Raw genomic sequence first — 22,875 nt, 5'->3', positions numbered from 1 at the left:
GCTCGAGCGTATGGAGTCGGGCCTGTTATCGATACCGTTTCCCGCAGGCGCCTCTCAGAAGATCGGCGTCGTGAGGACGAGCGCGTCGACGAGGATCGCGACCAGCACCGCGCCGAGGAACGCGTTCGAGGCGTGGAACGATCGGAACGCTGCGGCCTCGGTCTGCTCGAAGTGGAGGCCGACGGCGCTCCAGAGGAAGATCCCGCCGAAGACGAGCACCGTCGCCGCGTACAGCGCGCCCAGTTCGGTGATCCAGGCCAGCCCGACCGTTCCCGCGAGCGTCGCGGCGATGTAGTAGACGATGTGTTTTCGGGTCTCGGTCTCGCCCCGAACCACGGGCATCATCGGGAACCCGCCCCGGGCGTAGTCGTCCTTGTACGCCAGCGCGAGGTTGTAGAAGTGCGCCGGCGTCCAGAGGAAGATGACGCCAGCGAGCGCGAGTCCGGGAAGCCCGATCTCGTTGGTGACCGCAGCCCAGCCGATCAGCGCCGGGAGCGCGCCCGCGGCGCCGCCGATAACCGTGTTCTGGACGGTGTTGGGTTTGAGCAACAGCGTGTAGACGACGCTGTAGAAGATGATCGCAGTGAGGCCGAGCGCGGCCGCCAGCGCGTTGATCGTCAGGAAGACCGTCAGCGAGGCCGCGGTCAGGAACAGCCCGAACAGCAGGGCGTTCCGAACCGGGATCAGGTCGGTCGCCAGCGGTCGATCGGCCGTGCGGGACATCCGCTGGTCGACGTCGCGCTCCAAGACGTGGTTGAACGTCCCCGAGGCGCCGATCGCGAGCACGCCGCCGCCGAGCGTGGCGACGATCGTCGCGGCGTCGAGCGCCGGTCCCGCGGCCAGGGCCATCCCCGCGGCGGCGACGAGACAGAGTAGCCACATCAGGCGGGGCTTCATCATCTTGAAGTAGGCGAAGGCGGTCAGCCGGGCGCGGGCGAGTCGGCTCGAGGGAAGCGTTCGGCCTCCTCCGGCTGCCGCGGTCGTTTCGGAGTCGATCGGCTCCGGCGTATCCATGACCTCGTCCTCGCTCCCGGTCGCGAGCTCGAGATCCCAGGCGAGCGCCAGGACGATGGCCGTGAAGATCACGACGCCCAGCGTGAGGTGGAGCCCGGGAACGATCGCGGCGGGACCGAGCGTGGCGGTCGCGGCGCCGACGCCGACCTGCACGACGTAGAGGACGGCGCCGACGAGCAGGGCGGCGACGACGCGACTCGAGACCGCACCGAGCATCGCGGTGATCGCGGACGCGGCGACGAGGAGTCCGACGAGGACGGCGGCGAGCCGGTGACCCCAGGCGATCGCCAGGTCGGTCTGACTCAGCGGATCGACCGGGGTGTGACAGGTCGGCCACGTCGAACAGGCAGTGGCCGCGTTCGTGATCGACGTCGTAGCACCGATAATCAACAGCAGGTAGACGCCGAGCGCGGTCGCTGCGAGCAGTGCGGAGAAACGACGACGCGTCCGAATCGGACGGGGGAACGGGTCGGTTGCCACGGCTATTCTCGTCTACACCGTTCGACTCTGCGTATTTATGGTTCCCGCTTTTTTCGCCGGCGAACCCGCTCGCCCGAGTCAGTTCGGTCGCCGACCGAACAACTACGGCGTCGGTTACATCCCCATGTCCGCAGCGGCCTCCGGCACCGGTAGCTCGCGGGGCGAAACGCCGAGTAACTCCCCGACGTGATCGAGCGCCATGTCGAACCCGTAGTAGCGCTCGAGCTCGTCGCCGTCCGCCGTCGGCCGCACCTTCAGCATGGCGTACCCCTCGAGGTTCTGGGCGATCGCCGCGGTCGAGCCGGCTCGAGCCTCTTCGGTCGCGTCGGTCGTCTCGAAGGAGAGTCGACGCTCGTCTCCGGTCTCCTCGTAGCTGGCCCTGATCCCGTTCGACTCGGCGGTGCGGTCGTCGTCGGTCATACCGTATCCTGTGGAGTCGACAACCGGGAACCTGTCGGTTTCGTCGGCGACCGACACCGCTTTCGTTTCGCTCGCGAGAGGGACGAACGTGTCAGTCGCGACGCCGAACGGAACCGCGATCGACGACGCCGCGACCGAAGAGCCGATCGAGACGGTTCGGCTCACCCGGTCGAGCGCCGTCGGACTGGTTCTCGTCTCGGTCGTCGGCTTCTTCGCGTCGGCGTACGCGTTCGGCGCCGCCCTCGCCGCGATCCACGGGGCTTCCCTCGAGCCGATCGTCCTCTCGACCGGGATGTTGTCCCACGGCGGTCCGGCCCTGCTCGTCGCGATCGGACTCGGCGTGCTCTCGGTCGTCGCCCACGAACTCGTCCACGGACTGTTCATGGCCCGATACGGCGACTCGCCGTCCTACGGGATCGGCGTCTCGGTCGTCTTTCCCTACGCCTACGCTCGGGGTGGCGCCGCCAGCTACGGCCGGAACCAGCTACTCGTCGTCCTCCTTGCACCGCTCGTGATCGGTACCACGGCGGGGCTGGTCGCGATGGCGATCCGTCCGTCCCCGATCTGGCTCGTCCCGCTGGCGGTCAACGCGGCGGGTTCGGTCGGCGACCTTTGGATGGCGCTCGCGCTCTGGCGGTATCCGGCCGAGGTGCGCGTCGGCGACCACCCGCGAGCGGACGCTCGAGGGTTCGGGATCTACGCCCCGGCGGGCCCGAACGGGTCCGAACGGGACCGCACCGAACGGCTCCCCGGACGCGAGTTCCTCTCGCGGACCGCCGTCGGCGCCGCGGCAACGGCGGTCGCGCTCGCGGCGGTCCTCGTCGGACTGGTCTTTCGATCGCTCGCGGTCGACACGGGAACCGTCGTCGTCGACCTCGGCGGGTGGACGCTGCTTCGCCACGAGCTCCATACGGGGATCGTCGTCCTCGAGATCGGCGCCCGGTATCTCGCCGCGATCGCCCTCGGCGGCGGCCTCGCCTGGGCGATAGTCGGAACCCTCGCGAAACCGTAACCCTCGAGCGAGCGCGGATCGATCGCCCGGTATGAGCAAGTGGCTTCAGAGCGGCCGCCGCCGGGATCTCTGTTTCCTGCTCGCGGCCGAGGGCGAACTGCGCGGCCAGCAACTCAAGTCCCGCCTCGAGTCCCACTACGACGACCGTCTCGATCCGAAGTCGTTCTACGGCTCGCTGTCGGCGCTGGTCGAGACGGGGTTCGTCGAGAAGCGAACGGAGGGGCTCCACGACGTCTACGCGCTGACCGAGGCGGGCGAGCGGCGGGTTCACGACCACGGCGAGTGGGTTCGGACGTGTCTCGAGGAGACGGCCGAATAGCATATGTGTTCGATCGTATAGAAGTAGGTATGGTTGACACTCAGCTGAAGCGACAGTTGAACGCGATCATCCTGCTGCTCGTGATACTCGTGGGCGCCGCGCTGGGCCTCGCGACCGCGCTCGGTTCGGACGCGATCTTCGGATCGGTGTTCGGAGCGGCGATCCTGGCCGCCGTCACGATTCCCTACGCGATGACGTCGTCGACGGCGGACACGGACGAGAACGCTGAACCGAACGCGGAGTAGTCGATCACTCCTCGAGGACCTGATCGCCGATCGTGTTCCGCAGCACCTCGCTCGTCCCCTCGTAGATCTCGTTGAGTTTGGCGTCGCGGTAGAACCGCTCGGCGGGGAAGTCCTTCGTGTAGCCGTAGCCGCCGTGGATCTGAATTCCCTCGTTTGCGACCTCGCGGCTCACCTCGGAGGCGTACAGCTTGGCCTGCGCCGAGGCCTTGATGTAGTCCTCGCCGCGGATCTTCTTGTCCGCGGCCTTGTGCATCAGCAGCTTGGCGGCCTGGATCTTCGTGTCCATATCCGCGAGCTTGTGCTTGATCGCCTGGAACTCGCCGATCGGCTGGTCGAACTGCTCGCGCTCGTTGGCGTAGTCGCGGGCCTCGTCTAAGGCCGCGCGGGCGATGCCGACGCCGCGAGCCGCGATGGTAATCCGTCCGCCGTTTAGGGTCTTCAGGGCCTGGACGAACCCCTCTCCCTCTTCGCCGAGTAGGCGGTCCTCGGGAATCCGGAGACCGTCGAAGCGCAGTTCCGCGGTCGGACAGCCCTTGTCGCCGAGTTTCTCCTCGGTGCCCTCGACGTGGAAGCCGTCGTCCTCGCCGGGGCGGACGACGAACGACGAGATCCCCTTGTTGCCCGCGTCGGGATCGGTCTTGGCGAAGACGGTAACGGTATCTGCGACCGAACCGTTCGAGATCCAGAGCTTGCCGCCGTCGATAACGTACTCGTCGCCCTCTTTCTCGGCGGTGGTCTCCATCGCCGGGACGTCGCTACCCGCGCCGGCCTCCGAGAGCGCGAACGCGCCGACGTCGCTTCCTTCGGCCAGCGGCGTCAGGTACTCCTCTTTTTGGGCCTCGTCGCCGAACTCGTAGAGCATGTTTCCGGCGAGCGAGATGTGGGCGGCGACGACCGTTCCCAGGCCGCCCGAGCCCCGCGAGATCTCCTCGAGGCCGATCGCATAGGAGTGATAATCCAGTCCGGCACCGCCGTACTCCTCGGGGAACGGCATCCCCATCAGCCCGAGTTCGGCCATCTCGTCGACGAGGTCGGCGGGGAACTCGTCGTCGTGATCGATCTCGCTCGCGACGGGGACGATCTCCTCGTCGACGAACTCCGAGACCATCTCCCGAATCTGGCGCTGCTCGGCCGAGAGTGCAAACTCCATACGCAGATATTGCGAGGTTGATTATTTATTATTGTCTCTCCGCGAGGACGTCGACTCCGAGCGCGTCGTTCGGCGTTTTCGGGCGACGGGTCGATCGCTCCGGTCGGATTCGGTGACCGGTCGGCTCCGCGAGAATCCGTAACGGAACGACGCGCCGCGACCGCGGCGTTTTTCCGGGATGGGAACCAAACCGTATCGAGTAGATGACAACGGGCCAGCCTGAAACAAACCTCGATACCGACCTCGAGTGGTGCTACGAGGCGGTACACGGGGTCTCTCGGACCTTCTCGATCACGATCGATCGCCTCGACGAACCGATGGCGAGACACATCTGCCTCGGCTATCTCCTCTGTCGCGTCGCCGACACGATCGAGGACGCGGGTCACGTTCCGGCCGAGACCCAGACCGAGCTGTTGAACGCGTACGACCGACTGCTCGATCCGGCCGACCCCCTCGAGGTCGAGCAGTTCATGGCCGACGTCGAACCCTGGATCCCGGAGGAGCCAAACGCCGACTGGGAGGTCGTCGCGGAGACGCCACGCGTCTTGCGAACCTTCGAGGCGCTCGACGAGGAGCCCCGGGAGATCATGCGCGACCCGGTCCGGGAGCTCGTCGACGGGATGGCGATGTTCACGGATCGGTACGCCGACGAGGGCGGCCTGCGCCTGCAGACCTTAGAGGAGCTCGAGGAGTACTGCTGGTACGCCGCCGGCACCGTCGGTACCCTGATCACGGGGCTGGTCGCCCGCAGCGCCTCGCCCGACCGGGCCGAGGAGATGCGCAAGAACGCCCGTTCGTTCGCCCTCCTCCTGCAGCTCGTCAACATCGCCAAGGACGTCGAGAGCGACTACCACGAGGAGAACAACGTCTACCTCCCCGAGGAGTGGCTCGCCGAGGAGAACGTCGACGCCGACGCCGTCACCGCACCCGACAACCAGCGCGGCGTCACCAACGTCATCCAGCGAGTGACCGGCCGCGCGGAGAACTACCTCGACGATGCCCACCGCTACCTCGAGGTCGTCCCCGAGCGCCACGGCAACCGGCTCTCGGCGTGGGCGATCCCCTACCTGCTCGCGGTCGGCACCCTGCGGGAACTCCAGGAACGACCCGAAGACGTCGTCCGCGAGGGCGACGTGAAGATCTCCCGCGCCGAGGTGTTCGCCGTCATCCAACAGTTCGAGGACGGCGTCTCCCGCTCTCAGCTCCGCGATCTCCGCCAGGAAATGGCCGAGAAACCGCTGCACCGCTAACAGGGCCCGACCCGCGCCTCCAGCTCGCCGGTCGCCGTCACGACCAGCGCGACGCGCGCACAGTCCGGCCCCCAACCCGCCCCCTCGAGTCGCTCGGTGATCTCGCTGGCCCGGATCTCGAGCGTCTCACCCTCGTACTCGGCGCTGACGGTCCACTCGGCTGCGCTCTTTATCCATCGACCCGGAAGATGCGTCGCCCCCTCCTCGCCGGCCGGCGCCAGCCGGACCGTCCGCTGGGCTTCGATTCCGTTCCCCTCGACGGCGAACTCGAGCGTGAGGGGGTCGGCCGTCTCGTTGACGGCCTCGAGCGGACGAAAGCGGAGATGGTGGCGCGTCGCGTACTGGTTCCATCCGTACCCGCCCGCGAGGACCGTCCCGGCGCCGGCCGCACCCACACCGAGGAGCTGCCGACGGCTGTAGCCGGGCATCGGTCGACCGTTCTCGCCGTCCTGTAAAAAGCTTGCCGCGCATGCCGTCGGATCGACGGCGGGGCCGTCACTCGTACTCGTAGAACCCCTCGCCCGTCTTCTTCCCGAGGTCGCCGGCCTCGACCTTCCGCTTGAGCAGGTAGGCCGGCTTGTACCGATCGCCGAGCTCCTCGTGGAGGGTCTCGGAGGCGTGGAGACAGATGTCGAGGCCGATGTGATCGGCCAGCGTCAGCGGCCCCATCGGGACGTTCGTGCCGAGTTCCATCCCCGCGTCGATGTCTTCTTTCGTCGCGACGCCCTCGTCGTAGGCCCGGATCCCCTCGTTGATCCAGGGCATCAGGATCCGATTCGTGACGAAACCGGGCTTGTCGTCGGACTCCCAGGTCGTCTTGCCCAGCTCCTCGGCGAGGTCGTGGGCCAGTTCGGTCGCGTCGTCGGTCGTCTTCTCGCCGACGACGACCTCGACGCCCTCCATGATCGGGACGGGGTTCATGAAGTGCAGGCCGATCACCCGCTCCGGGCGGTCGAGTTCGGAGGCGATCGTCGTGATCGAGAGGGTGCTCGTGTTCGTCGCGAGCAACACGTCCTCGTCGCAGACTCGCTCCAGCTCCGCGAAGATCTCCTGTTTGACGTCCATCTCCTCGAGGGCGGCCTCGACGACGAGGTCGCAGTCGCCGAGTTCGTCGATGGCGGTCGTCCCCTCGATCCGACCGCGAATCGTCTCGGGATCCTCCTCGAGGGCGTCGCGGTGCTCGAGGCGACCGAGGCTGTCCTCGATCGTCTCGAACCCGCTCTCGACGAACTCCCGTTCGATGTCTCGGAGCACGACGTCGTACCCGGTCGTCGCGGCGACCTGTGCGATCCCGCTGCCCATCGTTCCCGCGCCGACGACGCCGATCCGGTCGATCTGATCGCGTACCATAGGCGGACTTTGCTTATCGGTGCCGTAAACGTGCCGATCGATCGTGTGGGACGTCGCCGGAGCCGGGACGTCGTATTATTTATTGTGGCTTCGAAGGGGGATAGTATCCAACGATCGTCGACCGAGAGTGAGTCTTACTACGGCTGTAAGTAATTTTTATCAGGTAGACCACCAGAGATATATACCGACACGGTGGACCGTCTAACAGATGATTCCGATCGACGACTCTCCGATCGTTCGCGACGGCAAGTCACTGATTCTCGCGATGGACCACGGCCTCGAGCACGGTCCCGTCGACTTCGAGGACGTCCCGGAGAAGCTCGACCCGTCGACGGTGTTCGAGACGGCGACCCACGACGCCGTCACCTGCATGGCCGTCCAGAAGGGGATCGCGGAGGGGTACTACCCCAGCTACGAGGACGACGTCAACCTCCTGTTGAAGGTAAACGGCACCTCGAACCTCTGGATGGGCGAGTACGACTCCGCCGTAAACTGTTCGGTCGACTACGCGGCCGAACTCGGCGCCGACGCTATCGGTTTCACGCTCTACGGCGGCTCGAACCACGAGGTCGAGATGGCCGAGGAGTTCCGCGACGTCCAGGAGGACGCCCGCGAGCACGACCTCCCGGTCGTCATGTGGTCGTACCCCCGCGGCCAGGGGCTGAAAAACGATACCAAGCCGAGCACCATCTCCTACGCGACCCGCCTCGGCCTCGAGCTGGGCGCCGACATCGCGAAGGTCAAGTACCCCGGTAGCTCCGAGGCGATGGAACACGCCTGCAAGGCCGCAGGCGATATGAACGTCGTCATGAGCGGCGGCTCGAAGACGTCGGACTACGAGTTCCTCTCGACGGTCGAGTCCGCCGTCAGCGCCGGCGCGAAGGGGCTGGCCGTCGGCCGCAACGTCTGGCAGCGCGAGAACCCCACGCGGATCCTCGACGCCCTCGAGAGGGTGATCTTCGAGGAGGAGACCGCCGACGCAGCCCTCGAGGAATGACCGGACGCGACGACGGTCGCGCGGTCGACGAGGTGGTCGAGACGATCGCGGGGTCGGCGCCCGAGATCAGGGACGGCCTCGTCGGCCGACGAGAGGACGCCGACGCGGAGAACCCCAGCGGTGAGACCCAGGCCGAGGCCGACGTCTGGGCCGACGACCTGCTCGCCGACCGCATCTCGTCGATCGACGGGGTCTGCCAGTACGCGAGCGAGGAGCGCCTCGAGACGATCGACTGCGGGGACGAGGGCGGCCTCTCGGTCGGCGTCGATCCCCTCGACGGCTCCTCGAACCTCAAGTCGAACAACACGATGGGGACGGTGTTCGGGATCTACGACGAGCCCCTCCCCGCGCCGGGAACCTCGCTCGTCGCCTCGGGCTGGGTGCTCTACGGGCCGATCACGACGATGGCCCTCGCCCGGGACGGAGTCGTCGAGAAGTACGAGCTGACGGACGACGACCGCAGCGTCGTCGACGAGGACGTCAGCCTCCCCGAGGACCCCCTCGTCTACGGTTTCGGTGGTCGCGTCCCTCACTGGTCGGACGAGTTCGAGGCCTACGTCCGCGAGATCGAGTCCGATCCGGACCACAAGCTCCGCTACGGCGGCGCGATGATCGGCGACGTCAACCAGGTGCTCACCTACGGCGGGATCTTCGCCTACCCCGCCCTCGAGGGTAATCCCCGCGGCAAGCTCCGCCTGCAGTTCGAGGGGAACCCCATCGCGCACCTCGTCGAAACCGCGGGCGGCAGCTCCTCGGACGGGAGCCAGTCGATCCTCGAGGTCGAGCCCGACGACCTCCACGACCGCGTGCCGCTACACGTCGGCAACGACGAACTGATCGACCGCCTCGAGGACGCGCTCGCCTAGGACGAGCCCTGTTTTGCGCATCGCTCGCGGTCGACGGATCGCGTTCGGTGAATCGAGGACCAGCGACGTCTACCGGGGCTGTCTCGAGTACGATCGGCTCGAGGCTGCGTCGTGTACGAGCCGGTCCGAGTGGTTCAATCGTCGGAACACGACTCACTGAACCGGGAGTCGATCTTCGACGAACCGGTTTTATACCTTGCTGACACAAATTGTCCACCAATGGCGAGTTCGAAAACGGAGTCACGGTCGCGCTGGTTCGCGTGGATATTCGAGGAGCCGGCCGGATGGCCGGCCAACGGGCTCCTCTTTTTGCTGGCAGCTACCTGCTTCACGCTGTCGTTCGTTCGCGGTTACTCCGGCTGGATGACCGCGGGCTGGTTTTTCAGCGTACTTGCCGTCGCCGAATCGGTTCCGGCGGAACGAGCGGTCCTCGCAGGAGCCGTTCGAATCGGCGGCGTCGGTCTCGTTCTTCTCGCCGCCCTCGCAATCGACACTGGGCTCGTCGCGTAGCCAACGACGGTATCCGCGGTTGTTGGCGTCGCATTGTCTGATGCTCCGGTTCTCACGGCCCCTGCTCGAATTCCGGTGCAGATAGGCCGTACCGGCAGTTCGCTTTCGAGGCGGATTCGTCACTCCAGTCCCTCGCACCCATCCGGCCGAAACGGAGCCACGGAACTACTCCGAGGATTCGAACTCCGAGACCGTCAGCATCGTCTCCACCGCGACGTCCGGCGAGACCGAAATCGAGTCGATGCCTTCCTCGAGCAGGAATTCGGTGTACTCCGGAATCGTCGAGGGCGCGTCGCCGCAGATGCCGACCGGTCGGTCGTGACGGTGGGCCTCCTCGATGAGCGAACTGATCGACCGCGTCACCGAGTCGTCGGTCTCGTCGAACAGCGGCGCGAGTTTCTCCGAGTTGCGATCGACGCCCAGCGTCAGCTGTGTGAGATCGTTCGAGCCGATCGAGAACCCGTCGAACAGATCCGCGAACCGATCCGCGAGCACGATGTTCGCGGGGAGTTCAGCCATCACGTAGACGTCCATCTCGTCGCTCGAGAGGCCGTACTCGTCCATGATCTCGAGCACGCGCCCGCCCTCCTCGGGCGTTCGGCAGAACGGGACCATCACGATGACGTTGTCGAGTCCAACCTCCTCGCGAACCTGTCGGAGCGCCTCGCACTCGAGGCGGAACGCGTCCCGGAACGCCTCGTCGTAGTACCGGGAGGCGCCGCGCCAGCCGAGCATCGGGTTCGCCTCCTCGGGTTCGTACTTCCAGCCGCCCTCGAGGTTGCGGTACTCGTCGGTCTTGAAGTCGCTGAGCCGGAAGATGACCTCGTCGGGGTAGAACGCGGCGCCGATCTTCGCGATCCCCGTCCGGAGGGCATCGACGAACTGCTCCTCCTCGCCGCGCTCGAGCAACTCGAGCGGGTGGGAGCCGACGTGGGAGGTGACGATGAACTCCTCACGGGCCAGGCCGACGCCGTCGACGGGGAGGTTCGCGAGCGCGAACGCCCGCCCGGGATCGCCGAGGATCAACTTGACGTCGGTGTCGGTTGTGGGGAGGTCGTCGACGACCTCCTCGGTGACGTCGTACTCGAGTTCGCCCTCGTAGACGCGACCGGTGTCGGCCGCGCAGTCGACGGTGACGGTATCGCCGTTCGACAGCGACTCCGTCGCCGCTCCGGTCCGAACGATCGCGGGGATGCCCAGTTCGCGGGAGACGATCGCGGCGTGAGAGGTCTTGCCCCCTCTATCGGTGACGATGGCGCTCGCGCGCTTCATCACCGGCACCCAGTCGGGGTCGGTCATCTCGGTGACGAGGACGTCGCCCTCCTCGACCTGATCCATCTCCCGGTGGTCCGAGAGCACGCGAACGGTGCCGCTTCCGATCGCGTTCCCGATCGCAACCCCCTCGAGCAGTGGCTCGTCGGTCTCCTCGAGGCTGTACGTGCGGAGGACGTTCCCCTCGGCTGCCCCGTGGACCGTCTCGGGCCTGGCCTGAACGACGAACAGTTCGTCGAGGTCCCCGTCGACGAGCCACTCGATGTCCTGTGGCGTCCCGAAGTGGTCCTCGATCCGGGTCGCGTACTGTGCCAGTTCGCGGATTCGATCGTCCGAGAGCGCGAACTCCGCTCGTTTTTCCTCCGGCACCGACTCGAGTTTGGTGCCCCCGTTTCGGCGGACCATCCGCTGGGCCTTGCCGCCGCACTCCTTCTCGACGATACCCGTCGTCGGCTTGAAGACGACGTACCGGTCGGGGTCGACGACGCCCTGGACGATCGGTTCGCCGAAGCCGTAGGCGGCCTCGATCGTGACGACCTCGTCGAACCCCGTATCGGGGTCGAGCGTGAACAGGACGCCCGACGAGGCCAGGTCCGCCCGGCCCATCTTCTGAACCGCGCAGGCGAGTTTGACGTCGAAGTGGTCGAAGTCGTTGTTCTCGCGGTAGACGATCGCGCGGTCGGTAAACAGCGAGGCGAAACAGTGTTTGATCGACTCGAGCAGTTCCGTCTCGCCGGCGACGTTGAGAAACGTCTCCTGCTGGCCGGCGAAGGAGGCCTCCGGGAGGTCCTCCGCGGTCGCGGAACTCCTGACCGCGACCTCCGGATCGTCGATCCCGAGTTCGTCGCCCAGTTCGACGTACCGCTCGCGGATCACCGACTCGAGTGCCGGCGGCATCGACGCCTCCGAAATCGTGCGCCTGATCCGCTCGCCGCGTCGCTGGAGGTCCGCGACGTCGTCGACGTCCAGCCCCTCGAGTTGCGACTCGATCTCGGCGTGGATGCCGGTCTCCTCGACGTAGTAGTCGTAGGCCGACGCGGTCGTCGTGAATCCCGGCAGGACGGGGACGTCGAGGTCGGCGAGTTCGCCGAGGTTCGCGCTCTTGCCGCCGACGGCGTCGGTGTCGTCGCCGCTCAACCCTTCTAGCGATCGGACGAACGAGTCTCGTGACATCGGCCTGTCACTCGGACCACGCGGACGACAATAAGTTCGCAGGGGGGCGACGGACGGCACGAGCACCCCAGGATTAACCCCCTGCGTCTGGGAGGGAGCCCTGCTATGCAGGACGCCCACGCCCAACTGGAGGCGGACGTCGCCGCACTCGAGGAGTTACCCGTATTCGTCGCTTACAACGCGAACGTCGACGCGATCGTTCGGGTCGACGAGGAACTCGAGTCGTTCCTCGAGCGACCGACCGATCCCGGTGCGGACGTCCCGCCGAGTCCGCTGACGTCGAAACGGGAACTCGCGGCGGCGATCGCACACACGATGGCCGCCGGCCGAGGAGACGAGATCGCGATGGCCGACGAGTTCGCGACGACGCTCGAGGCGGAACTCGAGCCCGACAGCCAGCAGATGGGCGGTCAGGCGGGGATCATGACGAACTTGCTCACCGCGCTGGGAACGGCGCCGATCACGTACACCTACCTGATTTCGGAGCGACAGCTCTCGATGTTCGACCACCCCGACGAGGTGCGGTATCCGACCGTCGAGGACGGGCAGGTGCGCCACGTCCCTCTCTCCGAGGCCGTCAACACGGATCGGACGAAGATCAACTGGGTGTTCGAGTTCAGAGAGGGAGACGAGTTTTTCGGCGTGACCGCGCCGGAAGACACCCGGTTCATCGCCGCCTCGAGGCCGCCGGAGTTCGACCTCTCTGCGGGGGATCTCGACGAGGAAATCGATCAGGTCGGCGAGGACGTCGACGGCGCCTTGCTGGCGGGGTATCACAACCTCACGCCCGACCACGTCGAAGAGGGGTACGAGGAGACCCACCGTCACGCGAGAGACGTCATCCATCGGCTCCGGTCCGGGAGCGACGTCGACGTCCACGTCGAGTACGCGGTCACCCACGACGACGACCTCAGGGAGAGCATGTACGAGTGGATCCTGCCGGAGGCGAACGTCGTCGGCGCCGATACGCACGAACTGACGATGCTGCACGACGACGCGGGTATCGACGCCGTCGACGAGCCGCCGTCGGAGGCGACCCCGTTCGAACCCGAGGAGATCCTCGACCACTACCGGATGCTCGAGGCGGTCCGCGAGGAACTCGGCGTCGACTGTCTGCAGTTACACGCGATGGAGTACCATCTGGCCGTGATGGAGTCGTACCACTCGCCGGAGGCGCTTCGACGGGGGCTCGAGTTTTCCGCCGTCAACGCCGCGACGAAGGCGGCGCTGGGACACATCTCCGAACCCGAGGACCTCGAAACCGGGCTGGAGTACGAGCGCTCGGAGTTGGGCCGGGAAGCGATCGAACTGCTGGCCGATCACGTCGGCAAGACGGCCGAGGACGGCGTCCTCGAGACTCCCACGGTCGCCGCTTGCCCCAATCGCGTCGTCGACGAACCGGCAGGAACGGTCGGCATCGGCGACATCGTCTCCGCCTCGAGTTTCGTCCTGGAACTCGCCGTGGCCAGCGGCCGATAGCGGCTCCGGGACGGCGGCAAGCGGTAGTCGCCGGAGGACGTCACGGCTCCTGGGCGCTGACCGGCACGCAAAACACCGGCACGTCTGCCTGGCGGACGACGTTTTCGGTCACGCTCCCGAGGAACCACTGGCCGATCCCCGTCCGGCCGTGGGTCCCCATGACGATCAGGTCGACGTCGTTCTCGGTCGCGTAGGAGGGGATCACCCTCACCGGAGCGCCGGTCACGGTCGATCCCGAGACGGTCACCCCGACGTCCTCGCCGCGCTCCCGGACCGCGTCGAGTGCCGCTTCGCCCCTGCTCTCGAGAGCCTCGAGGAGTTCGTCGCTCTCTCGCTCGTCACCGAGCGGACTCGTGTCGATCGAGTAGAGCGCGTGTATCGACGACTCGAGTCGGCTCGCGAGTTCGATCCCCCAATCGGTTGCGATCGCCGCACCGTCGCTGCCGTCCGTGGGCAAGAGAAATCGATCGAACGGGACGTCGGCGATTGCGGGTTCGTCGGGGTTCGGTGGAACCGCGAGTACGGGGGTCCGGGCCGTTCGGAGGACGTTCTCGGTCACGCTGCCGAGGAGCACTCTGTCGAGACCCGTTCGGCCTTTCGTCCCCATGGCGATGACGTCGATCTCGCGTCGACTGGCGTACTCTCTGATCGACTGGAACGGAGTCCCCTCCCTGATCGTGGTCGTGACGGCTATTTCGTCGTCGTGGTCCGTGGCCAGTTGCGCGACTGCCTCGACTGCCTCCTCGGCGTTCTCTTCGAACGACAGGAGATCCAGTTCGTCGAGATCCGACGCCTGGAATCGGGATTCGACGATCGACAGTACGTGGACGTCCGCGTCGATTTGCGACGCGAGCGCGATCCCGCGTTTGGCTCCTGCGAGTGCCCCGTCGCTGCCGTCGGTCGGTATCAGTATCGATTCGATGAACCGGCTCATGGGATCGTCCTGCGTTGCTTCACCGTCTCCGCGCATAACTGTGTGGGGGTCAGATAGGTGGCGTCGGTGCCGTCGCGGCTTCTCGTACCGATTCCTGACCGTCTCAGGAATCGGGTTCTACAGCGTCGACGAAAATCTCGAGGAGATCCACCAGCTGTCTGGGCAGCAGGAACCGTTCCCGGACGTGTTCCCGGGCACTGTCGCCGAACGATCGACGGCGCTCGTCGTTCTCGAGAAGAGCGACGATCCGATCGCCAGCACCCGTCGCGTCATCGGGATCGACGAGGTAGCCGTTCCGGCCGTCCTCGACCTGGAGCGGGATCCCGCCGACCGTCGAGCCGACGACCGGCGTGCGCTTCCAGAGCGCCTCCGAGACGACGAGGCCAAACCCCTCGCGCAGTGACTTCTGGACGACGACGTCCGACAGCCGCTGGAGGGCGTTTATCGTCGTGTCTGGGAGGTCAGTCAGGACGTGAACGTCCGGATCACCGACCGCTTTCTCGGCGACCTGCTCGTACAGCTCCAGTCCCTCCGGATCGTCCCCAGCCATCCCGCCGGCCAGCGCCAGCTGGAGCTCCGGCACCTCCTCCGTGGCGGTTCGGTACGCCTCGAGCGTCCCGAACTGATCCTTCCACGGGTCGAAACGGGACACCTGCGTCACCACCGGCGCGTCGAACGAGAGCGGGTCCAGCCGGTCGCGTTCGGCCGCCAGCTCTTCGTCCTCGAGCGAGCGGTTCTTCTCCGTCACCGGGTCGATCGACGGGTAGACGATGCTCGTCGCCGGCGTGTCGATCGCCACGTACTCCGAGCGACTGAAAATCGCGTGATCGATCGGATCGGTGTACTCCGAGACGAACGCGAGATAGTCGTCGACCGAGTCGGTGAGATCGACGTGACATCGCCAGAGGATGGGCGCGTCCGGGAGCCGTTCTTCGAGTCGCTCGAGCATGCCCAGCGGCTGCGGATCGTGAGCCAGCACGAGGTCGTACTCGTCTTCGATCTCGGCCGCGTTCCGCTCTGTCACCTCGCGATAGGTCGCTTTCATCTCGTCGGTCAACGGCTCGCCGCTCCCCTGGAGGCCGTTGTGGACCGCCTTCGTGACCTCGAAGAAGTCGTCGTCGGCGTCCATGACGAGCCAGTCGGTGTCGATGCCGAGGTCGTTACAGACCGGCACGATCGAGCGGAGCAACTCCGCGACGCCGCCGCCCGTCGCAGTCGAATTGACGTGCAGGATCCGGACGTCCGACAGCGTCTCGGCGAGTTCGCGGAGTCGCTCGAGGCGGTCGTCTCCCGTCACGGTGGCGTAGGCCTCGATCGACCGGTTCGGGAGTGAGGGAGGATGCATCGTCGGTGCACGTCACCACCACGACGACGCTCGTATCAGTTGGGGTCAGAAACGCGGATCGACGGGTTAGAGGGCGTTTATCTCCCGATATCCGACGGATCGAGGCCAACAAATTTACCCGCAGGGGGTGGAGCCTCGATCATGAGTGCGAAGACGAACGGCGGCTCGGAAACCGGCGAAACGCTTCGAATCGGGCTCAACGGCTTCGGACGGGTCGGACGCTGTCTCCTCCGTGCGTCGCTGACCCACGACGACGTCGATATCGTGGCGATTAACGACGTGATGGACGACGACGACATGGAGTATCTGCTCACCTACGACTCGGTCCACGGCCGGCTCGACGGCGTCTCTCGCCGCAGTGACACGCTCTTGGTGGACGACCAGGAGTTCCGGTTGCTCTCCGAGCGCGAGCCGTCGGAACTCCCGTGGGACGAACTGGACGTCGACGTCGCCTTCGAAGCGACGGGGTTGTTCCGGACCCGTGACGAGGCTGCACAGCACCTCGAGGCAGGCGCGGACAAGGTCATCATCTCGGCGCCGCCGAAGGGCGAGAAGGAGGTACCGATGTTCGTCTACGGCGTCAACCACGAGGAGTACGACGGCGACGACGTCCTCTCGAACGCCTCCTGTACGACGAACTCGGTCGCGCCGGTCCTGAAGGTCCTCGACGAGGAGTTCGACGTCGTCTCCGGACTCCTGACGACCGTCCACGCCTACACCGGAAGCCAGGGGCTCGTGGACGGCCCCATGGCCAAGCGACGGCGCGGCCGCGCCGCTGCCGAGAACATCGTCCCGACGACGACCGGGGCGGCCGGTGCGACCAGCGAGGTGCTCCCTGAGTTCGAGGGCAAACTCGAGGGGATGGCGATGCGGGTACCGGTCCCGAACGGCTCGATCACCGACATCACCGTCAACATCGAGGAAGACGTCGAGCGGGACGAAGTGATCGACGCGATCCGGGCGGCGGCCGACGACGACCTGGCCGGCGTCCTCGGCTACACCGACGACGAGATCGTCTCGCGGGACATCGTCGGGTTGCCCTTTGCCTCGTACGTCGACCTCGAATCACTGATGGTCGCAGCCAACGACACCGTGAAAGTGCTCGCCTGGTACGACAACGAGTACGGCTTCTCGAACCAGATGATCAAACTCGCGAAACACGTCGCGGCCGAGTCGGAGAGCATCGATGCCGGGCGAACCGTCGTCCACTGACGGAGACACGCGAGCAGTACTTTCCAGCCATGACTACGTTTCGAACTATCGACGACCTCGAACCTGGGCGACGCCTGCTCGTCCGGATCGACGTCAACGCCGCCGTCGAGGACGGGATCGCACAGGACAGTCGCCGGTTCGCAAGCCACGCCGAAACCATCCGGGAACTGCTCGCGGACGACCACGCGGTCGCCCTGCTTGCCCACCAGGGTCGGCCGGGCCGGGACACGTTCGTCTCGCTCGAGCAACACGCCGAGATCCTCGCCGACCACCTCGATCACCCCGTCGAGTTCGTCGCAGACACGTACGGCGAGGACGCGCTCGCAGCTATCGACGACCTCGAGTCGGGCGACGTGCTCCTCCTCGAGAACGCCCGGATGTGCGACGAGGAGTTACCCGAGGAAGAGCCGGACGTGAAAGCCGAGACGGACTTCGTTCGGACGCTCGCCCCGAAGTTCGACGCCTACGTCGGGGATGCGTACTCGGCCGCGCATCGTTCCCACGCCTCGATCGTCGGCTTTCCGCGCGTCATGGACGCGTACGCGGGGCGCGTGATGGAACAGGAGTACACGGCGATCACGGCCGTCCGGGAGCGGGAGTTCGACGGTCCGGTCACGATGGTCCTGGGCGGGACGAAAGCCGAGGACGTCATCCCGATCATCGAGCGACTCGACGACACCGTCGACCGGTTCTGTCTCGGCGGCGTCGTCGGCGAACTCTTCCTGCGGGCGGACGGGTACGACGTGGGCTACGACGCCGCCGAGACGTCGCTTTTCGACCACCAGTGGGACGACCATCGTGATCGACTCGAGCGTACCCTCGATGCCTACCGCGACCGACTGTCGCTCCCGACCGACTTGGCCTACGAGGACGACGGCAAACGCGCGGAAGCGTCGCTCGAGAGAGTCGAGAAGGACCGACCGTTCCTCGACGTCGGTTCCGAGACGGCCGATCGCTACGCCGACGTCGTCGAGGACGCCGACGCGGTGTTCGTCAAAGGCGCACTCGGCGTCTTCGAGGACGAGCGGTTCGCCCACGGGACCGTGACGGTCGTCTCGGCGATCGCCGGGACCGACTGTTTCTCGGTCGTCGGCGGCGGCGACACCGCCCGCGTCGTCGAACTGTACGACTTCGACGAGGACGGTTTCTCGCGCGTCACGGTCGCCGGCGGCGCGTACGTTCGCGCGCTCACCGGGGAGCCGCTCGTCGGCGTCGAGGTACTCGAGGGAGAGGCCTGAAATGACGGGCCCAACCACCGCTGTCGTTCTGGCCGGTGGCTACGCAACTCGCCTGTGGCCGATCACGAGACACCGCCCCAAGATGTTGCTCCCGCTCGGCGAGACGACGGTCATCGATCGCATCTACGCCGAACTCGAGACCCTCGATCGGATCGACGAGATCTACGTGAGCACGAACGAACGGTTCGCCCCCGACTTCGAGGCTCACCTCGAGGACGGACCGTACGACAAACCGCGCCTGTCCGTCGAGGAGACCGAACGCGAAGACGAGAAACTCGGCGTCGTCGGCGCGCTCGCCCAGCTGATCGACCGCGAAGGACTCGACGACGACCTGCTGGTGATCGCGGGCGACAATCTCTTCGACTTCGCGCTCGAGGAGTTCCTCGAGTACTTCGACCGATGCGAGGGCCCGGCGATCGCCGCCTACGACGTCTGCTCGCGGGAGCGGGCTACGTCGTACGGTGTGCTCGAACTGGACGGCGAACGCGTCGTCGGCTTCCAGGCGAAACCGGACGAACCGGAGAGTTCGCTCGTCTCGATCGGCTGCTACGCGTTCCCCGGTGAGACGCTGTCCCTGTTCGACCCCTATCTCGAAGCGGGAAACGACCCGGACGAGCCGGGCTGGTTCGTCCAGTGGCTCCAGGACCGCGAACCCACCTACGCCTACACGTTCGACGGTGCGTGGTACGACATCGGCACCAGGGGAAGTTACCTCGACGCCGTCTCCTGGCACCTCGACGGCGACTCCCACGTCGCCGAGTCGGCGACCGTTCGGGAGAGCAGCGTCGGCGACGACGTCCACGTGATGGCGGACGCGACCCTCGTCGACGCCGACGTCGAACGCTCGGTTATCTTCCCGGAAGCGTACCTCGGGTCGACGACCGTTCGCGGCTCGATCGTCGACGAGGGAGCCAGAATCAGCGGGTTCGACCTCGAGCGCGCCCTGATCGGTGCCCACACCCGGATCCCGGACGACCGGTGAGACGAGGCCAGCTTCCTGGTGGTGGGAGCTCACCGAACCGCTGTCGCCGTCGGTCAGATCCACTCGGCGACATCGTCTCGTCCTCGAGTTTCGTCCTCGAACTCGCCGTCGCCGAGGACGAGAATAACTGAGGCAACCCGCCTCGCGTCGCGGTCAGGACCCCGACGTCGACCCGCCCCACCAGGCGGTGAACTGAACGTAGACGCCGACCCCACCCAGTAGGAGGACATAGAACAGCCACCGCGGCCAGTTCGTCGAGAGAAACAGCAGCGTCAGAAACAGGACCCAGAGCCCGACGACGAGCGCGTCGACGAGGATGCGGGTCCCGACGCCGATGGCTGCCGCGAGGCTGGCGACGGCGCGGCGCAGCCGGGAGGGGTGATCGTCGGACATCCGGGATCCGTGCGTGGTATCGCGTTCCATGTTAGAAGTGATAACCGTACCGTTCGGTGACGCGGTAGGCGGCGACCCCCCAGACGTAGCTCTGGCCGGGCCACCAGGTGCGGGCGTTGTTGAAACCGGCGACGAGGACGTCTTCCTCCTCACCCCCTGGATCGTCGTAGTAGCTGACCGAGCCGCTGTCGCCGTCGGTCAGATCCATCTCGCCGCCCCAGCGGATCTGACCCCGGCGACAGAAGTCGTCGGTGAAACAGGTCACCGCGTCGAACCCCTGGACCCGACCGGTCGTGTGGCCCGTCAGTGCGCCCACCTTCTCGAGGCGTTCGTCCCGGGCGATGAGATCGGCGAGGCCCCAGCGTGTCAGTTGGCCGCGCACGCGGACCGGCTCCGGGGCGTCGATCCACGTCGACGGTTCGAGGGTGCCGTTCGGTTCGATGGCGGCGACGTCCTCGACGGGATACGCGTGTCTGACCGGGCCGAGTTCGACGGGCTCCTCGGCCGAGAGCGGGAGCGAGAGCAACGCCCCATCGACCTCGTCTTGCTTCTCGAAGGCGTGCTCGGCCGTGACGAAGTACCGTTGCTGACTTTCGGGATCGAACATGGCCGGCCCGAGCGTCGCAAGGCTCGAGGGCGTCTCGCAGGCGATTCCAGCGGGGACCTGGCTCGAGGTGAGTGATTCGGCCATCCGCGGCTCGTAGCGGTCGGAACCGTCCTCGACCGCCTCGACGTCGACGATCTCCCGGACGTTCAGGGAGACGCCCTCGGAGAGGTCGCCGACCGCGTCCCGGATCGAATCGAGGTCGCCGGAGACGCCGACCGAGACCGCCGCACCGCCGTCGTCGTACCGTTCGGGGACGACCGCGCTGCCGAGATAGCCGGTGAACGCGGCCCGGGAGAGGCGGTCGTTCAGCTCGATAGCCTTCTCGACGGCAGCGTACCAGTCCGCGGGAACGTACTCCGTGCGCTCCTCGAGCGACCAGGGGTCGTCGGGATCGCTCCGGACGAGCGCGGTGACGACCGGGACCTCGCCGTCGTCGGCCGCGAGGAAGTCCTCGACGCCGAGAAAGTGGGCCATACCGAGGGCGTACCCGCCGGTGGCGAGGGTCCGGAAGAACTCGCGGCGGCTCATCCCCTTCTCTACGTGGTCGCGAATCCTCGCGAGCCGACCTGCGGAACGGGAAGCTGTCGCATCGGACATACTACGGATCTCTCGAGTGTGGCTCTACGGCGTACCCCCCGGGTGTGCATAGCTAATCGTCACGTACACCCGTTGGATCGGAAGCTACTACGTGGTTGGGCAAATTAGAGGTTACCGATTCTGCCTGCAGGTGCTGTTCTGGTTTCGAACCGGGACAGTCACCGAAACCGCCGTTTCGGCGAAATCGTCGGTTGGATCCCGACGTCGGCGAGTGAAAACGGTTTTGGGACCCCCCGTCGCAATTTTTGTCATGAAAGTTCGTATCGCTGCGACCGCGTCCGACGACGAGGCGGCCGCGATCGCGGCTGCGCTGGCCGAACACGTCGGAAGCGACGTCGAGGTGTACGTCGGTGACGGAGACGAGCCGGCGGCGACCCACGAGGAGCCATCCGAACCGGAGCCAACGGCGGATCGATCAGTGGACGACCGCTCCGCGGAGTCGCTCGGCCCGACCGATCGCGAGGAACTGCTGTGGGCGGAGATCGAGGACATCCTCGAGGGGGGTCCGAAGAAGTACCGCGAGCAACTCGAGGACGGCGAGAAGCTGTTCGTCCGGGATCGCCTCGACCTGTGGTTCGGCGGGGAGGGCGGCGACCTGCTGTTCGAGGACGGGAAGTTCGCGGCGTTCGACGACTGGCACCCCCGCGGGGCCGACGCGGACGAGGAGACCGACGACCGACTTCCGGCCGACGGGCTCATCACCGGCGCCGCGGAGTTCGAGGGCCGGGACGTCCACTTCATGGCCAACGACTACACCGTCAAGCGCGGCAGCATGGCAGCCAAGGGCGTCGAGAAGTTCCTTCGGATGCAACAGCGGGCGCTGAAGACCGGGCAACCCGTGCTCTACCTGATGGACTCCTCCGGGGGCCGGATCGACCAGCAGACGGGCTTTTTCGCCAACCGCGAGGGGATCGGGAAGTACTACTACAACCACTCGATGCTCTCGGGACGGGTGCCCCAGATCTGCGTGCTCTACGGCCCCTGTATCGCCGGGGCCGCCTACACCCCCGTCTTCGCTGACTTCACCGTCATGGTCGAGGAAATGTCCGCGATGGCGATCGCCTCCCCGCGGATGGTCCAGATGGTCACCGGCGAGGACATCAGCATGCAGGACCTCGGCGGCCCACAGGTCCACGCCGCCGAATCCGGCTCCGCGGACCTCGTTGCGCGCGACGAGGAACACGCCCGCGAACTCGTCGCCCAGCTGATCACGTACCTGCCCGACAGCGCCGACGAGAAACCGCCGAAACAGGAGCCGAAGCCGCCGGCTGCCTCTCCCGAGGGGATCGACGCGATCGTTCCCCAGGAGCCCAACAAGGGGTACGACATGACCGACGTCATCGATCGAATCGTCGACGACGGCTCCTACTTCGAGTTACGGCCCGACTACGGCGAGGAGATTATCACGGCCTACGCCCGGATCGACGGCCGGCCCGTCGGCATCGTCGCGAACCAGCCGGCCCACCGCGCGGGCGCGATCTTCCCCGACGCCGCCGAGAAGGCCGCGGAGTTCATCTGGAAGTCCGACGCGTTCGACATCCCCCTGCTCTACCTCTGTGACACGCCCGGCTTCATGGCCGGCTCGCAGGTCGAGAAGGATGGCATCCTCGAGCAGGGCAAGAAGATGATCTACGCGACGTCGTCGGCGACGGTTCCGAAACAGACCGTCGTCGTCCGCAAGGCCTACGGCGCGGGCATCTATGCGATGGGCGGCCCCGCCTACGACCCCGAGAGCGTCATCGGCCTGCCGTCGGGCGAGATCGCCATCATGGGCCCCGAGGCCGCGATCAACGCCGTCTACGCGCGCAAGCTCTCCGAGATCGACGACTCCGAAGAGCGCGAACGCCGCGAGCAGGAACTGCGCGAGGAGTACCGCGAGGACATCGACGTCCACCGGATGGCCAGCGAGGTCGTCATCGACGAGATCGTCCCGCCGAGCACGCTCCGCGAGGAGCTGTCGGCCCGCTTCGGGTTCTACGAGGGTCTCGAGAAGGAGCTGCCGGACAAGAAACACGGCACGATCCTGTAGT

The 22,875-nt window shown here is 66.4% G+C and carries 22 protein-coding genes; 12 read left to right on the top strand and 10 right to left on the bottom strand.

All coding sequences use genetic code 11. From position 1 onward, the window contains the following. Positions 1–54: 54 nt before the first annotated feature. Together QA609_RS00505 and QA609_RS00500 are read right to left on the bottom strand one after the other, a co-directional pair. On the bottom strand, positions 55–1,494 hold the full coding sequence (locus QA609_RS00505; RefSeq protein WP_278300622.1) for a heme o synthase: 1,440 nt from the start codon (positions 1,492–1,494) through the stop codon (positions 55–57). A gap of 114 nt (positions 1,495–1,608) precedes the next feature. Then, complete coding sequence (locus QA609_RS00500; RefSeq protein ID WP_278300621.1) at positions 1,609–1,914, bottom strand: hypothetical protein; 306 nt, start codon at positions 1,912–1,914, stop codon at positions 1,609–1,611. Positions 1,915–2,002: 88 nt separating this feature from the next. Between QA609_RS00500 and QA609_RS00495 the strand changes: the two genes are divergently transcribed. The 3 genes from QA609_RS00495 to QA609_RS00485 are packed head-to-tail and all read left to right on the top strand — an operon-like array spanning position 2,003 to position 3,490. After that, complete coding sequence (locus tag QA609_RS00495; protein WP_278300620.1) at positions 2,003–2,926, top strand: DUF3267 domain-containing protein; 924 nt, start codon at positions 2,003–2,005, stop codon at positions 2,924–2,926. A 31-nt stretch (positions 2,927–2,957) separates the two neighbouring features. Next, positions 2,958–3,245, top strand: coding sequence for a PadR family transcriptional regulator (locus QA609_RS00490; protein ID WP_278300619.1), 288 nt, complete (start codon positions 2,958–2,960; stop codon positions 3,243–3,245). A 29-nt stretch (positions 3,246–3,274) separates the two neighbouring features. Then, positions 3,275–3,490 carry a hypothetical protein gene (locus QA609_RS00485; RefSeq protein WP_278300618.1) on the top strand — a complete coding sequence of 72 codons (216 nt, stop codon included), beginning with the start codon at positions 3,275–3,277 and terminating at the stop codon, positions 3,488–3,490. 4 nt (positions 3,491–3,494) lie between these two features. Here the strand turns inward: QA609_RS00485 and QA609_RS00480 are convergent, their stop codons facing one another. Beyond that, positions 3,495–4,640, bottom strand: a complete 1,146-nt coding sequence (locus QA609_RS00480; protein WP_278300617.1) for an acyl-CoA dehydrogenase — start codon at positions 4,638–4,640, stop codon at positions 3,495–3,497. Between the two features lie 203 nt (positions 4,641–4,843). Here QA609_RS00480 and QA609_RS00475 point away from each other — a divergent pair, with 203 nt between their 5' ends. Beyond that, positions 4,844–5,890, top strand: coding sequence for a phytoene/squalene synthase family protein (locus QA609_RS00475; protein WP_278300616.1), 1,047 nt, complete (start codon positions 4,844–4,846; stop codon positions 5,888–5,890). Here the strand turns inward: QA609_RS00475 and QA609_RS00470 are convergent. Both QA609_RS00470 and QA609_RS00465 read right to left on the bottom strand, forming a co-directional pair. Next, entirely contained in the window at positions 5,887–6,318 is a 432-nt protein-coding gene (locus tag QA609_RS00470) for a hypothetical protein (RefSeq protein ID WP_278300615.1), read from the bottom strand. The two genes, QA609_RS00475 and QA609_RS00470, sit on opposite strands and share 4 nt — an antisense overlap. A 67-nt stretch (positions 6,319–6,385) precedes the next feature. Beyond that, positions 6,386–7,240 (bottom strand): 3-hydroxyacyl-CoA dehydrogenase NAD-binding domain-containing protein, encoded by an 855-nt coding sequence (locus QA609_RS00465; RefSeq protein WP_278300614.1) that lies wholly within the window; start codon positions 7,238–7,240, stop codon positions 6,386–6,388. Positions 7,241–7,448: 208 nt separating this feature from the next. Here QA609_RS00465 and QA609_RS00460 point away from each other — a divergent pair, with 208 nt between their 5' ends. From QA609_RS00460 to QA609_RS00450, 3 genes are all read left to right on the top strand, one after another. Then, positions 7,449–8,237: a class I fructose-bisphosphate aldolase gene (locus tag QA609_RS00460; RefSeq protein WP_278300613.1), complete on the top strand. Its 789-nt coding sequence runs from the start codon at positions 7,449–7,451 to the stop codon at positions 8,235–8,237. Then, positions 8,234–9,103 (top strand): class 1 fructose-bisphosphatase, encoded by an 870-nt coding sequence (locus QA609_RS00455; protein WP_278300612.1) that lies wholly within the window; start codon positions 8,234–8,236, stop codon positions 9,101–9,103. The genes QA609_RS00460 and QA609_RS00455 overlap by 4 nt, the downstream gene beginning before the upstream one ends. Before the next feature lie 219 nt (positions 9,104–9,322). Next, a complete protein-coding gene (locus QA609_RS00450) occupies positions 9,323–9,613 on the top strand; it encodes a hypothetical protein (protein WP_278300611.1) in 291 nt (96 codons plus the stop codon). Positions 9,614–9,778: 165 nt separating this feature from the next. On the opposite strand, the gene ppsA is transcribed toward QA609_RS00450, so the two are convergent. Continuing rightward, on the bottom strand, positions 9,779–12,058 hold the full coding sequence (gene ppsA / locus QA609_RS00445) for a pyruvate, water dikinase (RefSeq protein ID WP_278300610.1): 2,280 nt from the start codon (positions 12,056–12,058) through the stop codon (positions 9,779–9,781). A 105-nt stretch (positions 12,059–12,163) separates the two neighbouring features. Here ppsA and QA609_RS00440 point away from each other — a divergent pair, with 105 nt between their 5' ends. After that, complete coding sequence (locus QA609_RS00440) at positions 12,164–13,537, top strand: ADP-dependent glucokinase/phosphofructokinase (protein ID WP_278300609.1); 1,374 nt, start codon at positions 12,164–12,166, stop codon at positions 13,535–13,537. Positions 13,538–13,577: 40 nt separating this feature from the next. Here the strand turns inward: QA609_RS00440 and QA609_RS00435 are convergent, their stop codons facing one another. Together QA609_RS00435 and QA609_RS00430 are read right to left on the bottom strand one after the other, a co-directional pair. Then, complete coding sequence (locus QA609_RS00435; RefSeq protein ID WP_278300608.1) at positions 13,578–14,471, bottom strand: universal stress protein; 894 nt, start codon at positions 14,469–14,471, stop codon at positions 13,578–13,580. A gap of 103 nt (positions 14,472–14,574) precedes the next feature. Then, positions 14,575–15,816: a glycosyltransferase gene (locus QA609_RS00430; RefSeq protein ID WP_278300607.1), complete on the bottom strand. Its 1,242-nt coding sequence runs from the start codon at positions 15,814–15,816 to the stop codon at positions 14,575–14,577. Positions 15,817–15,957: 141 nt separating this feature from the next. Here QA609_RS00430 and gap point away from each other — a divergent pair, with 141 nt between their 5' ends. From gap to QA609_RS00415, 3 genes are read left to right on the top strand one after another with little or no spacing between them, the layout of a single operon-like run. Then, positions 15,958–17,028 carry a type I glyceraldehyde-3-phosphate dehydrogenase gene (gene gap, locus QA609_RS00425; RefSeq protein WP_278300606.1) on the top strand — a complete coding sequence of 357 codons (1,071 nt, stop codon included), beginning with the start codon at positions 15,958–15,960 and terminating at the stop codon, positions 17,026–17,028. Between the two features lie 29 nt (positions 17,029–17,057). Further along, complete coding sequence (locus QA609_RS00420) at positions 17,058–18,266, top strand: phosphoglycerate kinase (RefSeq protein ID WP_278300605.1); 1,209 nt, start codon at positions 17,058–17,060, stop codon at positions 18,264–18,266. A gap of 1 nt (position 18,267) precedes the next feature. Further along, on the top strand, positions 18,268–19,248 hold the full coding sequence (locus QA609_RS00415; protein ID WP_278300604.1) for a sugar phosphate nucleotidyltransferase: 981 nt from the start codon (positions 18,268–18,270) through the stop codon (positions 19,246–19,248). 153 nt (positions 19,249–19,401) lie between these two features. On the opposite strand, the gene QA609_RS00410 is transcribed toward QA609_RS00415, so the two are convergent. Both QA609_RS00410 and QA609_RS00405 read right to left on the bottom strand, forming a co-directional pair. Beyond that, entirely contained in the window at positions 19,402–19,671 is a 270-nt protein-coding gene (locus QA609_RS00410) for a hypothetical protein (RefSeq protein ID WP_278300603.1), read from the bottom strand. Between the two features lies 1 nt (position 19,672). Beyond that, the gene (locus QA609_RS00405) at positions 19,673–20,845 is read right to left on the bottom strand and encodes a hypothetical protein (protein WP_278300602.1); all 1,173 of its coding nucleotides are present in this window, start codon (positions 20,843–20,845) and stop codon (positions 19,673–19,675) included. Between the two features lie 250 nt (positions 20,846–21,095). Between QA609_RS00405 and QA609_RS00400 the strand changes: the two genes are divergently transcribed. After that, on the top strand, positions 21,096–22,874 hold the full coding sequence (locus QA609_RS00400; protein ID WP_278300601.1) for an acyl-CoA carboxylase subunit beta: 1,779 nt from the start codon (positions 21,096–21,098) through the stop codon (positions 22,872–22,874). Position 22,875 lies beyond the last annotated feature (1 nt).

This window comes from Natronococcus sp. A-GB7, from assembly GCF_029688865.1.
Taxonomy (GTDB): Archaea; Halobacteriota; Halobacteria; order Halobacteriales; family Natrialbaceae; genus Natronococcus.
This window is presented reverse-complemented; position numbering and strand designations above follow the sequence as displayed.

Coding starts and splice junctions, on each gene's coding strand:
- QA609_RS00500 (WP_278300621.1), bottom strand. CDS start 1,914: ATGACCGACGACGACCGCACCGCCGAGTCGAACGGGATCAGGGCCAGC.
- QA609_RS00490 (WP_278300619.1), top strand. CDS start 2,958: ATGAGCAAGTGGCTTCAGAGCGGCCGCCGCCGGGATCTCTGTTTCCTG.
- QA609_RS00485 (WP_278300618.1), top strand. CDS start 3,275: ATGGTTGACACTCAGCTGAAGCGACAGTTGAACGCGATCATCCTGCTG.
- QA609_RS00480 (WP_278300617.1), bottom strand. CDS start 4,640: ATGGAGTTTGCACTCTCGGCCGAGCAGCGCCAGATTCGGGAGATGGTC.
- QA609_RS00475 (WP_278300616.1), top strand. CDS start 4,844: ATGACAACGGGCCAGCCTGAAACAAACCTCGATACCGACCTCGAGTGG.
- QA609_RS00470 (WP_278300615.1), bottom strand. CDS start 6,318: ATGCCCGGCTACAGCCGTCGGCAGCTCCTCGGTGTGGGTGCGGCCGGC.
- QA609_RS00465 (WP_278300614.1), bottom strand. CDS start 7,240: ATGGTACGCGATCAGATCGACCGGATCGGCGTCGTCGGCGCGGGAACG.
- QA609_RS00460 (WP_278300613.1), top strand. CDS start 7,449: ATGATTCCGATCGACGACTCTCCGATCGTTCGCGACGGCAAGTCACTG.
- QA609_RS00455 (WP_278300612.1), top strand. CDS start 8,234: ATGACCGGACGCGACGACGGTCGCGCGGTCGACGAGGTGGTCGAGACG.
- QA609_RS00450 (WP_278300611.1), top strand. CDS start 9,323: ATGGCGAGTTCGAAAACGGAGTCACGGTCGCGCTGGTTCGCGTGGATA.
- ppsA (WP_278300610.1), bottom strand. CDS start 12,058: ATGTCACGAGACTCGTTCGTCCGATCGCTAGAAGGGTTGAGCGGCGAC.
- QA609_RS00440 (WP_278300609.1), top strand. CDS start 12,164: ATGCAGGACGCCCACGCCCAACTGGAGGCGGACGTCGCCGCACTCGAG.
- QA609_RS00435 (WP_278300608.1), bottom strand. CDS start 14,471: ATGAGCCGGTTCATCGAATCGATACTGATACCGACCGACGGCAGCGAC.
- QA609_RS00430 (WP_278300607.1), bottom strand. CDS start 15,816: ATGCATCCTCCCTCACTCCCGAACCGGTCGATCGAGGCCTACGCCACC.
- gap (WP_278300606.1), top strand. CDS start 15,958: ATGAGTGCGAAGACGAACGGCGGCTCGGAAACCGGCGAAACGCTTCGA.
- QA609_RS00420 (WP_278300605.1), top strand. CDS start 17,058: ATGACTACGTTTCGAACTATCGACGACCTCGAACCTGGGCGACGCCTG.
- QA609_RS00415 (WP_278300604.1), top strand. CDS start 18,268: ATGACGGGCCCAACCACCGCTGTCGTTCTGGCCGGTGGCTACGCAACT.
- QA609_RS00410 (WP_278300603.1), bottom strand. CDS start 19,671: ATGGAACGCGATACCACGCACGGATCCCGGATGTCCGACGATCACCCC.
- QA609_RS00405 (WP_278300602.1), bottom strand. CDS start 20,845: ATGTCCGATGCGACAGCTTCCCGTTCCGCAGGTCGGCTCGCGAGGATT.
- QA609_RS00400 (WP_278300601.1), top strand. CDS start 21,096: ATGAAAGTTCGTATCGCTGCGACCGCGTCCGACGACGAGGCGGCCGCG.